The organism is Shewanella sp. 125m-7 (assembly GCF_052977045.1).
Window position 1 is genome coordinate 82,805 of sequence record NZ_JBRILQ010000014.1, and the last position, 15,451, is coordinate 98,255.

A 15,451-nucleotide genomic window follows, 5' to 3' on the forward strand; every position below is an offset into this window, starting at 1 on the left:
AGCAATAGCGTAAGTTTGTTCGCACGGTGCTTTTTATCGATTCAATTAACCCATTGGAGAATATGATGGCAAAACATCACCAACAAACGCATACCGAACACGAAAGTGGTCGCGGCGTAATAAAAGACAACGCTTTAAAGGCCATAGTCACCAGCTCATTATTTAGAACACGTACTGAAAAACCAAAGAAAGGCAAAGGGTCTTACAACCGCAAACAACAGAAGGGGCAAAAGCTGAAGGGCTTTGCCCCTTTTGACTATCTGGCACTACATTAACGACAAGAGTCACCGCTTCACAGCTAAGTCAACATAGCTAAGCTATTGATAATAGTCTATTGATAATAGTCTATTGATAAGTACGGCCATTATGCTTAAGCCAACCACCAATATGACGCCCTCTTGGATCATGATGGGTCCAGTGCACTACGCCACCGCGATCATTCCACTCATACTCACCGTAAAACTCAACTGAATCTCCCATATTCAGATCCGCAATTCGCGGGGCTAAATCAATATTATGCGCAACCAAAACCGTCTGACCGTGGGGCAAGCGCAGAATAAATCGTTGATGGCGACTACCTTTATTATCATCAGCCAATACCTTACTCACCACGCCTGAGCTTTGAACCTGAAGGTTACTCTGTCCTTGTTCAAATGCGCGCTGTAATACAGTACGACTCTCTTGCTCACCCGAACTCGGCCCAGCGAACCCCGCAGGAGTCGCCCCTTGTAAGCTCGCCGTTCCGGTAAATACACGGTTATAGGCAAAGCTAGCAATAGCCAGCACCACCAGCATAATACCAATACGATATAAGACACCATTTACAGACTTTCGATGCTGCGATTGCGAGGTGTTTTTGTGCGACGTCTTGTTAGCAGAGTGATTAACAAACTGGTTAACAGCCTGCTCCATAGTCTGAGTCTGAGGCATTGTCTGAGTTAGCCCCTCAATCAGTGCCTCTACCGCCCTTTGCTTACCATCTTTTTGTGTCAGAACTTGAAAAAACAGGGTATCCCCAACCAATGGCCGACGTGGGATCATACCTAAGGCCGACACATGGACAAACACTTCATCATTGGCGCTAGCAGATTGGTCAATACCATCAGCCTGCTCAATCCGAATAAAACCAAACCCTTTCGTATCGTTCCATCGTACCAATTGACCTTTATATATCATCGTCTCTCTCTTTTACGCTCACGCTAAGTCGGCTAATCGCTGTACTAGCGATTTAGGCCACAGTGTTTGATAAGCTGCTATTTGAGCTTTTATTGCATGTAAAATATCTAATGCCACAAAAGTATCTGCCGCCGCATATTGCAGCTGTAGCTCACTCAAGGGTTCTGTTAGTGGTTTAGCCCAATTGGATAATGTGACCTTTTTACTTTTAGGCAACTTCAGCGCCAAAACCGTAGCCGCAGTTTGCTGTGTGCCAAGTTGTTTGGCCGCACCGAGTTGATTCATCAGCCAATTTAAGTCCAGTATCGCCGCAATACTGATATCAAAATCTCGCTTCATCGCATTGATATCATGTCTCAGCCCAATCCCAATTTTAAGCTGATTTTCATTGCTCAATACCGGAGTAAGCGCCGCCTTAAATGGCTCAATATTTATCGCCTGCATTCGAAACAGATAGCAATGTGTTGTGGTTGCAATTTGAATTAATGAGATGGGGTTAGTGTTGCGCCGCCCCTTCTCAAAGGTAGCCGCGGTTTCGGTATCAAAGCCTAGCCAAGATTGTGTTTCAATATCAGCGATTACCGCTTGTAACGAATCTAACGTGACAACCGAGATCAGCCTTTTTTGGCCATTTTGCTCTGCTGACACATTCTGGATCTGCTCAACATTGAAATCTGTTAACCTAGACAACTCACTATCATCGACTCGAGTAATTAAGCGGGTACGCAGCTGTAGCCAATCAAGCTTTAATCTATTCTCTGTTTTGATAATAGAGTCAAAAAAAGCCTCTTCAGCAGCCTGCATGGCCTCAAAATATGCCGCTGCCTCTTTGCCAAGCTCTCGGCGAATAGTAGCGGACTTATCTGCCGCTAAACCAAACTTAAATAAACTCATAAAATTACTCTATCAATACCAATCGTACTAAATAAGTGATTGGTAAAAAGGCTCTTATTGAGCCATTCATGGTGCACAAGCCAATTGCAGGCTTCATGCTACGTCGTCAGCCATACGGTTCATCTGACATAGTCAATGTCGCCAAAGTCAAATGCTGCGGCCACTTTCGGCAAGTATTATTGAGTCACCCACATCAGGCCAAAGCCTTGCTTATTGGCCTCAATAACCTGCCCCTTAAAGCGCTCAAACCCCTGAATCATCTCTTGATACTCAGGTTGTTGCACAATGTAATCGGGGTTATGTATCGCAAGCCAAGCATCGAACCGGGCTCTAACACTATGCTCATCAAGTTTTGATAGCAGTGACACCAACACTGGTAAGCGATGACTTTCAAATGCAAATGACTCATTTTCGCTGTCCATCTTTATCGCATCGTGGTGCGTTATATCCAGCCAAGTTTGAAATAGGCTCCCCGCCCCCTTTACCCGAGCTTCTGTGTCATTGAGAACATAATGATAAAGGTCTACGTTACGATGGTTTACATTCGGCCCTATCATAGAGACTTCTTTATTGGGCCAATCTTGCGGTTGTGCCGGTGACTTTTTGCCACTCATGAGCATCACCAGCTTAGCCAGTATGGATGATGGCTTACTCGCAAGCCCCGCATCGATATCTGGCGCCTGCCCCATTAAATAGGCTTCTAATGTTTGTGGGTAATACTTTAAAAATTGAATGTGCTCATTGGGTAATGCAAACACATTTAAACATAGCGCCATTAGCTCTCCGAGGGGACGTTCAAGATGGTAACTTTATGCGGGTATCATTATAAAGCGCAGCGCTAAGAGTAGCTAAGTTTTATATTTTTTATCAATATCCTAGTAGATAAAACACACAAGTTGAAAGCTTAAAATGGATGGTCGACCATCACCCAAGCATTTGTCGCTTCATCGGAGTGTGCAATATCAAACCGAATAACGATCCCAGCAGTTAAGGCTCGCAGCGACACGCCGTAGTCAAACTTCAAGTCCGTTAGCAATTCGCTGGCACTATACTGTGGCGCGACTCGACCCGCTTCAGCAAATCCCACCAGCTGAAACCAGTCTAAGCGTAAAAATCTTAACCAGTTTATATCTTCGATTGGATTAGCCTTCAAGGTGTAACGGTATTCTGCACTGGTATAGATGGAGGCTTTATCATGGAAGCGGTTTTGATCGAAACCTCGCATACGATAAAAGCCACCCAAGGTTGCCCCTTCATTATAAGGCGCTGCATTGGTTATTCTACGGCCACCTTGCTCGTCATATTCAAGCTCCCAGGAAGGTGAGTAGCCCGTCCAGAAGTTTAACGCCAATATACGCTGGCTGGCCCAGTCTGACTCGCCCAAAGAGAAATACTTGCTCATATCGAGATTAATGAAGGTCCACTCATCATTAGACTCTAACCAACCTCCATCATATGATATTGAGAAGTACTGGCTACTGCCATAACTCGGATTGAAAGACAGATCTGTGTTGTCATATAAGATCCCAAGTTCAATGGCATGAATGGAGCCGTCGAGTGACTCATCTTCAAACTCAAAACTTTGATAGCGATTAAACTGGCGCAGCGCCATAACTGTCGCGCCACTTTCAAGGGGATTCCACTCACGACCGCCGCTAGGCTCAGAGACGAGCAAGCCTCTGGCTAGCTTATATTCAACTCGCCCCTTCTCTTTGGTCGCGCCGATAGGCAAGGCATATTCAAGTTTAATATCAAACCAATTTGAGGAGCCATTGGCTTCTAAGTACTGCAAGTTACTTGAGTCATTACTTCCTGGTAGTGGAATACCCGACGGGATAAACTCGAGCGCGCCTCCCGTATAGGCTCTTTGGTCTGGGTAGTAACCTAAAAAGCCATAAGTACTCATAAAAAAACGTTCGGTCTTGGGAAGCTTAAAGTTCCATACCCCGATGCTAGCACCTCGGCTCACCTCACCGCCAAATACGGTTCCACCAATAGTCATTTGATCTTGAAAATAACCACTAAGCATTCCCCCTAGGCCTATGTTTAATCCCATAGAATCAGTACTAAACAGATAAGGTAAGATCAATTTTTCTTTGACGTTATCGGGCGTTTCAGCCCTATCAATAGTGGTTTTCACATTTGCTGCAGGGGCAGAATAGCTAAACTGGGATAGCAATAAACAGGCAAAACCTAAAGCGTGACTAATCCATTTACAGATCTGTTTCACGTTCTGTTTAAGCATCTTCACTCCTTTACAATACCCACTCAATCCCGGAACTCAATAAAGAGCCCTATCATTTTCAATCACCGCCCGCGATTACTGCCGACCCGATAGGCAAGTAACAGAGTTGCTGAAATCTAATATCTGCAATTAGACTCACTAAAAGCTACAGCAAAAGCCACCTCAAAAGCTATAACAAAAACACAACAGGATTAATGGGGTGACTCGACAATAAATTGCCGCTTAAAATCCCACAAGCTGAAATCGCTTTAACTCTGCTCATACTCAGCTCAAGTAACTGCGCTTCAGCGCATCATTTGGGGCAAGAGCCCCCCTCCTCTTTAAACAGTATCCAATTAAACCGTAGCAGCCCCTTCAAAAACAGCAGAGCAATGCCGAAATAACATCGAAACAATAACGTAACATCTGATATATTCTGAGAATTGTTTCTGTGGCTCGAATCTGCAGATATGTTTAATCTAGTAAAACGTGTAGATAATGCGTTATATGTTGGAGGCTTTTTTTGAGTAAATCATTCTCTGCAGATCTCAATTGGGATTTGATAAAAAACGAATATTGCAAAGATAATCGAATAAAAATAAACAACATATGGTTGCCTGAAGATGCTCAAGAAATTAGCCACTGCTTAGCTCAAGAGACTGAGTTTTCTCACGCCTATACTCAAACAGGAAAACCAACAGTATCTTCAAACGAAATGCTAAGAACAATGCCTAGCTCAGATCAAAAAGCGCTTTTTAAAAACTTATATAAAGATGCATCTCAAGGTATTGGTTTTTGGTATGGCCGTCATTTAGTGTCGCCAGATAGCCCCACTCTTCTTAGCAAGATTAAACGCTATTTAAACTCAGAGGAGTTATTAGAAAAAATTAGATTCATGTCAGATAGAGCCGATATCAAACTTGCTAGCGCTCAAGGAACCCAATACACACAGGGTAACTTTTTAACTAGGCATAAAGATGTGGTAGAACAAGAAGGACGAGTACTTGCATTTGTATTAGGGTTCACGCCTAACTGGCACCCAGACTGGGGAGGGTTACTGCAATTTTATGACGATGATGGCACTCCTCGCGATGCTTGGATGCCTCAGTTTAACTCAATGACCATATTCGATGTTCGTCATGTCCATGCAGTGACTTATTTAGCACCTTTCTGCCCATCAAAGCGCCTGTCGATAACAGGCTGGTTCCGAACGCGGTAATACAATCATCATTGCCATTTTTGCGACGAGTTTTTAAGCCGCTCTTTGGTTTTGAACTCAAGCACAACACTAGGCCCCATCGAACCTACCCATCCAACATTTACAATCGCAACTTCACAGCTTTAGGCAACAGTTCTAGCACAACCTGTTTTAATGGTTAATATTTGACACCCGTTAACAAGCATCCACTGAGTAACACAACAGCATGACAGAGTCTTCTTTCGACCGAGTTAAGCAGGTCTTCATTAGCGCGATATGGGCAACGCTTGCCAGTATGTCGCTAGGCTTAGCCTTTAAGATTTGGTTAGCGCAATGGGTTGCAAAGAGCGATTTAGCTCTTTATCACACCGTCGTTGATATCATCTCTATGTCACTAATCTTATTGAGTGGCTTTCGTACTTCTATGGTGGTGAGCTTCTCTCAAACCAAGAACGATAGAGACATCACTAATATTTTCCGCTACACGCTGATTATCATGGTGTTATTTACTTGGGGGTTGGTATTACCCTATATCAAGCATCAACTGAATATCGATGTGGAATATATCCAGTTGGTGGGGATTATTCTGGGTATGGGCTTTAAGGTGTACTTTACCAATCAAATTGGTATGTACCGCCTCTATGACATTGCCAATAAGACTATCTGGATAGAGCCGCTGGTGCAGATATTGCTATTTTTGCTTTGCTACTATCTATTGGCACAATCCCCAATCGCCTCGCTATTTTTCAGCTTAATGCTATCTAACTTAGCTGTAGCCGCTTACATGTTTATTCAACGTAGAAAGCAGATTGCCACCCCGCCCTTAGCGCCGGTACAACTCGATCCTGAGATGCGTAATTTCGTCAAAAAAAGCATGATGTCCTCACTCGAAGTTGGCGCCAGTATCTTGATGGTTTACATCACGGTGCTTCTGACCATTGGCTACTTCACCATCGACGAACTCGGTGATTTTCAGGTGGTTGTCAGGCCGATGATTGCGTATTTAACAATGCTGTTTGTTTTCCCTGTTTATCGCTATATTTTGCCTGAGTTGGCTCAATGTCTTCGCAGCGGTCAACATCAGCAAATTCAGCAGATCCGCCGCTGGTTCTTTAAACTTAGTCTAACAATTAGCGTCGGTTTATTAATTGTATTATTGATGTTTAGTGATGAAATCGTCGGCTTTATCTTCCCCGAGACTTACATTAAGGCAGCGCCTATTTTACTGCACTTCGCGCTGTTTTTTGGTTTTATGATGCTCAACGCTTTTCAGGTCGCCTATATCAAAGCACATGGCTTATTTTTACAGAGCTTAATGATCCGTCTGTTAGGTGTTGCAACGCTACTCATCATGTTCTATCTACTTAGGCTGTTTACCGACAACGTCGTCGCGGTAATTTTAGCCCTAGGTTGTGGCTATTTAGCCATGTTTATCGCCTCAAGCATTATGGAACGCAAGCTGCTTAAACAGCACGCGCTCAATGAGCCAGAATTAACGCATTAGCGAATAGTAAAATGAAAAAGAGCCGCAATATAATCATTGCGGCTTTGAAAGCTTAACTCAATCTAGGGGAAGACTCCCCCTCTGCATAGATTGAAATTAGGCAGGGTGCTCGTACTAATCTAAGTCAGTACCTGAAATTAAAAGAGTGCTTTACTGAACTCTATTATTCTTCAGCAGCAATCAGCTCTATCTCATTGCTTGCCTGTGCGCCATGGATCTGAATAGCCACTTTATAAAGCTCAACCGCCCCAGCTGCCGCTTTAGAATCTAAATCTAAGTCAGTGGCATCAAAGGTGTATTGCCCCTTGGTCGCCGTTTCAGTCAAAACTCCGCCACACTCGTCATCTGTGCTAGTGTCACACTTATAGCCTTGAGTCACATGCCAGCGTTTCCACGCCTTTGGCTTAGTCGATGGTGACGCAGGATCTGGGTAACCAAAATAAAAAATGTCGTAATTTGAGGCCTGAGTAATGGCTTTATTGTCTCCATCATTCAAGCTAAACGTGATTGCGCCAGTTGCCCCATCAAAGCTCTCAAGACTCATCTCGATACTCGTGGCTTCACTAATATCAATAACATCTGCAACAGGCGGTGGCACAACCACTGGCGGCTCGGTAACATCATTATTGTCATCATCGCTGCCGCAACCCATAAGGAGCACAGAGCTTGCCAATAAGGCGCTCAATAATTTGACCTTCATAATTGACTCCTTAATTAAAATGACCCGTATGACAAGTCGTGCATTCCATATCGGTCTTCACGCTGGCAGCGGAGCCCATCGTCTCTGTTACGCCATGACATGACTGACAAGCTTGCGCCTCTGCTGAAGGTTTCGCCTCAGGCAGCAACGAGATATCTTCACCACCATGAGCACGGTTTAGTAATTCGACTATGTGATAAGCCATACTGGCCGAAAGACGCTTACAACGCTCACTTTTTTCAGCGAACAGCTTACCCGAAGCGGCGGACCAATTACTGATAGAAGAGTGACACAGCGGGCTATTAGCAATAGATGTTTTACCCACCTCTAGACTCTTTTCTGCTGTAGAGCCAATACCAGTAATAAATGCATCGGATGAAAGAGGTAAATCTTCAGTTTCGTAATAGCGGAATGATGCGCCGATAATCGCGCTATTTTGGCCATTAATATCATCTAGAATGTTGATTAACATACCCGCCGCGTTTAAGTTACCGCAGATGGTGCCTTGACCCACAATCCCTGCCCAGCCATAGCCCGCAAGCGCGGTTGGGATCGAGGCAAACTTATCAGCATCAACACTAGTAGATTGTGCCAACATGGTCACAATCGAGTGGAATACTTGGTGCATACAGCCACCACCTGTGTCATAGGCTAGCTTTGCCGTCGCCATTGCATCCAGCGGCACATACTTAAGCTGTTCACCGATCTCTAAGCGATAGTTACCGTCTGCATCTGTGGCGGCAAAAGCTGAAGTCCCCACTAATGCTGCACCAGCAGCGGCAGTGCTTAATCCGATAATTTTGGTTAACGCCTGACGTCTATCAATACTCATAATAATCACCCTATATCCATCATTATTTTATTTTGTCTATAAGCCTCTGGGCCTATGTCGATTAGTCAACGAGTTCAAATTTTGGATAACGACTCGATGGAGTAACTGTAAGAAATGAGGAAAATAAAAATGTGATTTATAACAGATGAAGCGATAAGTTCGAGAACTCGACAATTTGCACTATAGTACGCACCCAACCAGCCTACCCCATACCACAAAAAACGTAATTTATTGACATCCGACACACTATTTACGTCTATTTGTGGCATATTGAGCACTTTATTGATGTTAATGAATTGTATGAATAAGTGTGATAAGCCTCTCAATTTACAACTCTAGCCTATACGCAGGACGCAAATTTGACAGCTTTAAACAACATAAGCATCAGGATCACAGACTTCATTAGTTTAACTTCATAGACTCCTACTAATAGATAGTTCTAGTGAGGTGGCGAAGATGCAATTGGGACATTGCAGATTTGATATTGAAAAGGAAGAGTTAACCAACTTGGAGACCGGCAATATTTGGCACCTGCCAAGAGCTGAGCTACAAGTCTTAACCCTATTGATAGACTATCAAGGCCAGGTTGTTGCTAAACCACTGTTAAAAGTGGGTGATGGCACGCAGCTCCCTCTTAGCGACTCTTCTGTAACCCGAGCGGTATTTACGCTGCGCTCATTTTTGGGGCCACAATATGAGTCACTCATAGAAACGGTCAAAGGCCAGGGCTACCTGTTACGCCACCATCGTTGCAGAAAGGGCAACGAATCTCGCTCAAGTAACCGACTGTTCTCGGGAAAACGAATTGCTGTATTAATTTTTTGCTTGGCGATCTTCTTTAGTGGTGGCTGGATATTTTACGCATCTCCCAACCTATCTAAAACGGCCCCGACACCACTGCAAGCCAGTCAAGTGACAACCATTTCAGGGCAAGCTGTCCATATCATTTTGTATGCCCATTCCAAAACCAACAATGGTTTGCTAATCGAGCTTGGTCAAACGATGAAAAGTAGCTTTAGTCACTGCAAGCTCACTAGTTGGAAGAATGTTTATCTATCTTTATCTCACGACAAACAAGTACTCAATATCACCTTACGAGGTGAGCATTTTGGTCAATCCATCATCCGAAATTTAAAGATTAGTGATCTGCGCCAACCTAAGCAGTTTATCAATCAGCAATGGCTACAAGACGTTGATATTTGTGACTAGCGGCTTAATCAAATAACTATAATTGCGATAGAACCCAAGGAGTTGAGTATGACGCGAACATGGCGCTGGGCGATAAACATCATCATTTTGCTAGCTTTGCTGACTTGCGTCGCGGTGATCTATCAACTCACAGCAAAGCAACCTAGCTTTATGCTCAGTTGTAGCTCTGAACTGTTCCATCGACAAGAGATGAACCAAGACAGCAAGCATTACCTGCTAGTCGATCTGTTCTCCAAAGAGGGGCAAGCACAAATCAATTATCGCTACTTCGATCTAGACGGTAACCCAGCGGGGTCGGTTTCGATGCAAGGGCAAGTGAATCAAGTTGATATTGATAACCAGCATTACGATATTTCAGTCAAAACCAAACAAGAGTTCCCCCATACCGATCTCAAACAAGCTCCCGAGCATTATAAATATCTCTCTTATGTCAGTAGTCTAAACCTAAATAAGAAAGGGATGCACAACCTGAGTGTTCAAGTATTAGAGCGTGACGAGAACAAAGACTTTGCGGTTGTGCTTTTTCAGCCCAGCAATACCGTTTGTGGCTGTCGAATTGTTAACTAGATCAATAATAATGAGTTAACCCCAAGGCATATCCACATAAATTCTAACTAAGGTGTCTCTGTCCCATGGCAAGATAGCCAAGTAATCAGGCGAGGTTTTGTCGCGATTATCAAATGGGTCAAGATTATATTCTGTATGCTCGACGCTCAGCTTTATTTCGCTATTCTCAATCCAGCCATCAGAATGATAGCTCAGTACACCGGTGTACTTGTTTTCTAGCCAATCACTGCCATCATTCCAGGTTTGCGCCGCAGCGTAGATATCAAACGAATCACCAAGGGGCAGTAGAGTATCGAAGGCTATTGAATAAGCGCCGGTTTGATTTTGAAAATCTTCACGATCATAGCCACGCTCTCTTGGCACATCATCGTCAATCTCTAGCATGTAATAACCTGCTGCGACTTCAAAACCTGCATAAACTCGGCCATTATCAAACCTTGCTACGATGCCCGGAAAGAGTTTAGCCTGCTTCTCTACCGAGCTAACCGTATTACGCTTACCATCTAAGGTTACTTGCCACTGTAAGTTCATCACCTCAGAAAATCGGAATAAATTTCCATCGACAGAAAAGGCACTTTGGAACCAAATAGGAATATGGTCGGGGTCTAGCTTATCTTTATCATCATCGATAAAGATATCTAGCTCACCTTGCCATAGCAGCTCTGATTCGGTTTGATGCGCGACATAAAAGCCTGCATGTGCGCCAAGTGTATGAGAATCGGCCTGATCGACAATGGTATTTTGGCCACCAAATGCAATGCGCCAGTCTGTCGCTTGTGCATTGGTTGTTAGCCCGACTGCCACAAGACCTAATGCTGCAATAAATAAGTGCGGTTGATTGTTCAAATCCCTTTCCCCCAAGGCATACTCAGACTTTATATAGAAGCTATTGATTAATCGAAAGCTATTGATTAATCAATTCCATTAACTAACCAAGCAGTGCTCTAAACTTAGTCAAAAACTAACATAAATAGATAAGATAATCTGTTTAATATTAGTCATGATATTATCTAAAAGCTTATTAATTACCGTTAAAGAAATCGGCTTCTCGCTGCAGTCCAAACCCTGCATTTCGATATACATGGCATAAAAAGCGCAATAAGTTCCCTTGGGAGGTTAACTTTTTCTAAAATTTCGCAAAGATTGTGAAGCTTGGCAAAATTTAAAATGAAAACTGCCGTTTCCGCTTAAAATCACTATATGCGTCACACTCTAAAACATGTATTAGCATTCAAATTCAGTCATAATTAAGCATCTGGTTTTATTCTTAACAACAATGTAATTTGCTGTAACGGATGAATAATATTTGTATTATTCGTTATCGCTTGACTACTTATACAAACGTCACCTAGAGGACACTAGTTTGATTAAACATATTGCTTTAGCGTTAACACTTGCCGTTGCTCCACTGAGCAGCTTTGCCGCACAATTTGTTGAAGGTAAACACTTCACAGTTGTTTCAGATAAAGCACCAAGCAGCGAGCCAAAACTGACAGAGTTCTACTCGTTCTACTGCGGTAACTGTTTCAACATGGAAAAGATGTACTTAGCAGACATCAAAGCCAACTTGAACAAGCAAGTTACCTTTGACAGCAAGCACGTTGATTTTGCCAACACCGAAATTAACACTGAAGTGATGCGCTCTCTTGCCGTTATCCAAACATTAGATAACCAAAAGCCATTAACTGACGCTATGTTCAAAGTTATCCAAGGCGACAATGGTGAGAAGCATGATCACAGCGCACCAGGCCATAAGCATGACGAGCCGCTACAAAGCCGTGACGACATCAAAGCCGTATTTGCTAAATTTGGCGTAACTGCAGAGCAATACGATGCCGCGGCAGACAGTAAAGAAACCAACGAGAAGTTGGCTTTATGGCGTGTTCAGCAACGTGAATTTCAAGTACAAAGCGTTCCAGCATTCATCGTCAACGACAAATATGCTGTTAACATGAGTTCTATCCGTACACTAGCCGAGCTAATCGACCTAATGAACTACCTAGCACTTGAGCACAAGTAATCTCAAACTCGTGTTGAGAAATAGAAAAAGGCGCTAATTAGCGCCTTTTTTGTTTTTAAATATCATTTGTTGTTAAGCACATTTTCTAACAGCTGTTGCCAACGCTCTAGCATCGACTCCCAAGCTTGAACCCTAGATAAACGCTCAGAGGCCGTGATCTTAAGCGGCTCTGTTATTGCGTGATTAATCGCGCTTTCAATGCCATCGACGGTTAGATCATTAATCAGCTGATAACCCCCTTGTCGCTCTAAACCTGCTAACTGCTCACCTAAACCATCAATATTGGCCGCGATAACGCCTTTACCCGCAGCAATGGCTTCCAAACAGGTTAGACCAAACGGCTCCCAACGTGAGGGGATAATGACAAGATCGCCACGGCTAAGAAACTGAGGCACATCTTGCACCTCACCAACCAAATGAACATGTTCTAAAGGCGCTGCTAGTGCTGCAAGTTCGGGCCCTTGCTCTCCCTCTCCCGCTAATATCAGCTCTACTCTGTTAGGCGGCAGCTTGGCCATCGCCTTAATCAGCAAGTCAAAACCTTTTTGCTGACTCAAACGCCCGTAGGCCAGTAATCTAACGGGCGTACTAACACGCTTTTCTGGCAGTGAAATAAATGAGCTCAGCTCTTTCCCCTGCCCGACTCGCGCCAGCTTATCGCTAGGTAATACGCCTAGCGCTTGTAACCAGTCGGCCTGGGCGTTAGACACAGACAGCACTTTATCCATAAGCCCATATCCTAGCCTAAGCATCAAGCGAAAACGCCAAGGGGACGTAACACAGTGACGGGCAAATTCTTGACTATAATGGTGCTCTTGATAAAGGATTGGCGTGCCAATATTGGCAAGTTTCAGCGCAAAAAATGCAGGGAGTTTACGCCAGCTAACCGCGCCATGAATCACGATAACATCGGCTTGATAACGTTTAAATTGCGGCTTATTGAATCGACTAAAGATAAGCTGAAAACAAAAATGCTGAGCCAACCTTGAGGCGGCCAGACTCTCTAGCGCGAGATTAACGCCACCAAGCTTACTATCATCGATAAGGTGGATGATGGTTGGCCGCAAAGCGAGTCCTTATAGAATGCTGGATAAGTTCCTTTTACTTCATACTCGTTAAGTTAAAGAAAAACCAACTTATTTGAAAGCATTGTTTTACTCTGCGCACTCAAGCTGATTTGGCAAGTCAACATAATCGGTTGGTAGTTAAGATATGACATAATCGCTTGGTGATCACACAAGATTAAAGAAGCTTCTAACTCATTTTGGGACACAGCTATTCACCACGGCGAATATGGCGAAGCCATGTGCTAATAAGCGAGAGCTAGGGATAGCGAACTGGCCGTTAAACACGGATGTTATTGGGACACGGAGCGCTACGCTACACGAAGAAAAGCAACAGCTAGAACAAAAGCTGCGGCAAAAGTCTCGTCATCAAATATTTTGATCTTTTGCTCTACGATTTTCTCCGTGACCTCCGTGAAAGCGGAGCGCTTCGTGGTAAAATTAGTGACTTTGGAAAAGTCATACTTACCAACATGTTCAACGCAAGTTAGCTCATTTTTTGACAGAAATGTTTTAGCGCTGAGGCTCTAAAAGAGACTACAGGGATTAGGAAATGTATGGTAATTACATAAAGTTTACACTGCCCCCTACATACCCACGCTTGTTATGATGCGCAATGTATAAGAGGCTAATGCCTAGCTCTTAGGTCTAAGCGTTTCGATGACTTGAGCATCTACCCAATAGATATCAATATTGCCATTATCATCAATCCCTCTGTTAAATAGGATGTATTTACCGTCTGGCGTTACGCTTGCGTAAGCATCCCATTTGTCAGAGTTGACGCTTTCCCCCATGTTAATAGCAGGGCCCCAAGTAGCATCATCTTGTCTGAAGCTGATATAGAGATCAGAACCCCCAAACCCTTCAGGTCGCTCGCTGTCCCAAATAAGGTAACTTTCATCTGGTGCTATGAAAGGGTGCGCCGTCCACTCTCCGGTATTGAAATTGTCACTCATCAGTTGTGGCTCTGTGCGCTTTCCATTTTCGAGTGTTGATATTCGCAGCACATCGCCACCTTTATAATCATCATGCACATAGGTTTCTTTGGCGGAAGCCGATAGGCGCATAATGCCCCGATCTTCCCTATCAAACATAGGTCCAAGGGTATTACGCTCGCTCCAACCATCGTTGAGCCGATCTTTATAGCCATCAGCCATATACATGCGTGTGCCGTCTGGGGAGAAGGTCACTTCGCCATTACGGGGAAACTGTAAGTATTTCTTCCAGACGTCGTCTTGTTGACGAAATCCGATCACTATTATTTTTTTGCCATCGGCCGCTCTGGTTGTGTAGTAGAACTCTTTCATGCCGGGTGCAAAGACGCCTTCGATTTCCCATCCGTCCTTGGAGATCACACCAGGTGCAAAAGGCTGGGCGAGCAAACCAGGAGTTTTTTGCCCCATATAGGGCCCTTTTAAGAGAGGGAAGTTGCTTTGAGCAAAACTACTGCTACTCAACACACATGGGAGTAATAGCGCTATAGAGATAAAAAATCGTTTCATTTGAACTCCGTTTCAGACCATTAATCATTAACTGTAGGGGTCTAGCGGCAGAATGACTGCCGTAAGGTGTTAGCCCTCAGTATTGACTAAAGGGGTGATAAGTAAGTCCAAAATAGTGAATTTTCTGCACCAAAGCCATACTGTATCTGTAACAAAAAAATACTGAGTCACAGGCTTGTATGAGAAAACCAATTCAGGGGCAGATCTTGTATTTTGCGCTTCACATTATCTGAATTATCGCAAAACTAATAAGCAGGGCGTAAACAAACTAAGTCTGTAGCAAGCTTTGGGGCAAAAGCAATTCACCACTAAGGACACCGAGGACTCGAAGAAAGGCAACAGCCTAAGCTGTTCAATCTTTAGCTTTACCTCCGCGTTCTCCGTGAAAGCGTCTCCGTGAAAGCGCAGCGCTTCGTGGTGAAACTTCCGCTTTGAAATAGAGTTATGCCGACGCAATATTGTATGCGTTAACTAAACAACTTTAAGGCATTTCCGTGTTAGACAACAAACCGCTATAGCCCAAATTAGTGCACCAATTATCCGGTGTAGATACGGCCGTGA

General features: G+C 43.8%; 15 protein-coding genes. 6 read left to right on the top strand and 9 right to left on the bottom strand.

What is annotated here, in order from left to right; all coding sequences use genetic code 11:
* Positions 1 to 65: 65 nt before the first annotated feature.
* Entirely contained in the window at positions 66 to 275 is a 210-nt protein-coding gene (locus ACVBIL_RS08920) for a ribosome alternative rescue factor ArfA (protein ID WP_447159459.1), read from the top strand.
* 70 nt (positions 276 to 345) lie between these two features.
* On the opposite strand, the gene ACVBIL_RS08925 is transcribed toward ACVBIL_RS08920, so the two are convergent.
* From ACVBIL_RS08925 to ACVBIL_RS08940, 4 genes are all read right to left on the bottom strand, one after another.
* A complete protein-coding gene (locus ACVBIL_RS08925) occupies positions 346 to 1,176 on the bottom strand; it encodes a DUF3465 domain-containing protein (RefSeq protein ID WP_447166627.1) in 831 nt (276 codons plus the stop codon).
* 18 nt (positions 1,177 to 1,194) lie between these two features.
* Positions 1,195 to 2,070 carry a 3'-5' exonuclease gene (locus ACVBIL_RS08930; RefSeq protein ID WP_447166628.1) on the bottom strand — a complete coding sequence of 292 codons (876 nt, stop codon included), beginning with the start codon at positions 2,068 to 2,070 and terminating at the stop codon, positions 1,195 to 1,197.
* Between the two features lie 176 nt (positions 2,071 to 2,246).
* Positions 2,247 to 2,846 (bottom strand): hypothetical protein, encoded by a 600-nt coding sequence (locus ACVBIL_RS08935; protein WP_447166629.1) that lies wholly within the window; start codon positions 2,844 to 2,846, stop codon positions 2,247 to 2,249.
* Positions 2,847 to 2,974: 128 nt separating this feature from the next.
* The gene (locus tag ACVBIL_RS08940) at positions 2,975 to 4,315 is read right to left on the bottom strand and encodes a BamA/TamA family outer membrane protein (protein ID WP_447166630.1); all 1,341 of its coding nucleotides are present in this window, start codon (positions 4,313 to 4,315) and stop codon (positions 2,975 to 2,977) included.
* Between the two features lie 502 nt (positions 4,316 to 4,817).
* On the opposite strand from ACVBIL_RS08940, the gene ACVBIL_RS08945 reads away from it, so the two are divergent.
* Positions 4,818 to 5,513 (top strand): 2OG-Fe(II) oxygenase family protein, encoded by a 696-nt coding sequence (locus ACVBIL_RS08945; protein ID WP_447166631.1) that lies wholly within the window; start codon positions 4,818 to 4,820, stop codon positions 5,511 to 5,513.
* Positions 5,514 to 5,718: 205 nt separating this feature from the next.
* Complete coding sequence (locus tag ACVBIL_RS08950) at positions 5,719 to 6,996, top strand: hypothetical protein (RefSeq protein ID WP_447166632.1); 1,278 nt, start codon at positions 5,719 to 5,721, stop codon at positions 6,994 to 6,996.
* A gap of 163 nt (positions 6,997 to 7,159) precedes the next feature.
* Here the strand turns inward: ACVBIL_RS08950 and ACVBIL_RS08955 are convergent, their stop codons facing one another.
* Positions 7,160 to 7,696, bottom strand: a complete 537-nt coding sequence (locus tag ACVBIL_RS08955; protein WP_447166633.1) for a hypothetical protein — start codon at positions 7,694 to 7,696, stop codon at positions 7,160 to 7,162.
* Between the two features lie 10 nt (positions 7,697 to 7,706).
* Positions 7,707 to 8,528, bottom strand: coding sequence for a cytochrome C (locus tag ACVBIL_RS08960; protein WP_447166634.1), 822 nt, complete (start codon positions 8,526 to 8,528; stop codon positions 7,707 to 7,709).
* 456 nt (positions 8,529 to 8,984) lie between these two features.
* On the opposite strand from ACVBIL_RS08960, the gene ACVBIL_RS08965 reads away from it, so the two are divergent.
* Entirely contained in the window at positions 8,985 to 9,737 is a 753-nt protein-coding gene (locus ACVBIL_RS08965) for a winged helix-turn-helix domain-containing protein (RefSeq protein WP_447166635.1), read from the top strand.
* Between the two features lie 48 nt (positions 9,738 to 9,785).
* Positions 9,786 to 10,304 (top strand): hypothetical protein, encoded by a 519-nt coding sequence (locus ACVBIL_RS08970; protein ID WP_447166636.1) that lies wholly within the window; start codon positions 9,786 to 9,788, stop codon positions 10,302 to 10,304.
* A gap of 15 nt (positions 10,305 to 10,319) precedes the next feature.
* Here ACVBIL_RS08970 and ACVBIL_RS08975 read toward each other — a convergent pair whose 3' ends face one another.
* Positions 10,320 to 11,150: a hypothetical protein gene (locus tag ACVBIL_RS08975; RefSeq protein ID WP_447166637.1), complete on the bottom strand. Its 831-nt coding sequence runs from the start codon at positions 11,148 to 11,150 to the stop codon at positions 10,320 to 10,322.
* Positions 11,151 to 11,667: 517 nt separating this feature from the next.
* Here ACVBIL_RS08975 and ACVBIL_RS08980 point away from each other — a divergent pair.
* Positions 11,668 to 12,324: a thiol:disulfide interchange protein DsbA/DsbL gene (locus ACVBIL_RS08980; RefSeq protein ID WP_447166638.1), complete on the top strand. Its 657-nt coding sequence runs from the start codon at positions 11,668 to 11,670 to the stop codon at positions 12,322 to 12,324.
* A 62-nt stretch (positions 12,325 to 12,386) separates the two neighbouring features.
* Here the strand turns inward: ACVBIL_RS08980 and ACVBIL_RS08985 are convergent, their stop codons facing one another.
* Positions 12,387 to 13,391, bottom strand: coding sequence for a glycosyltransferase (locus ACVBIL_RS08985; protein WP_447166639.1), 1,005 nt, complete (start codon positions 13,389 to 13,391; stop codon positions 12,387 to 12,389).
* A 632-nt stretch (positions 13,392 to 14,023) separates the two neighbouring features.
* Positions 14,024 to 14,890: a TolB family protein gene (locus tag ACVBIL_RS08990; RefSeq protein ID WP_447166640.1), complete on the bottom strand. Its 867-nt coding sequence runs from the start codon at positions 14,888 to 14,890 to the stop codon at positions 14,024 to 14,026.
* Positions 14,891 to 15,451: the final 561 nt, after the last annotated feature.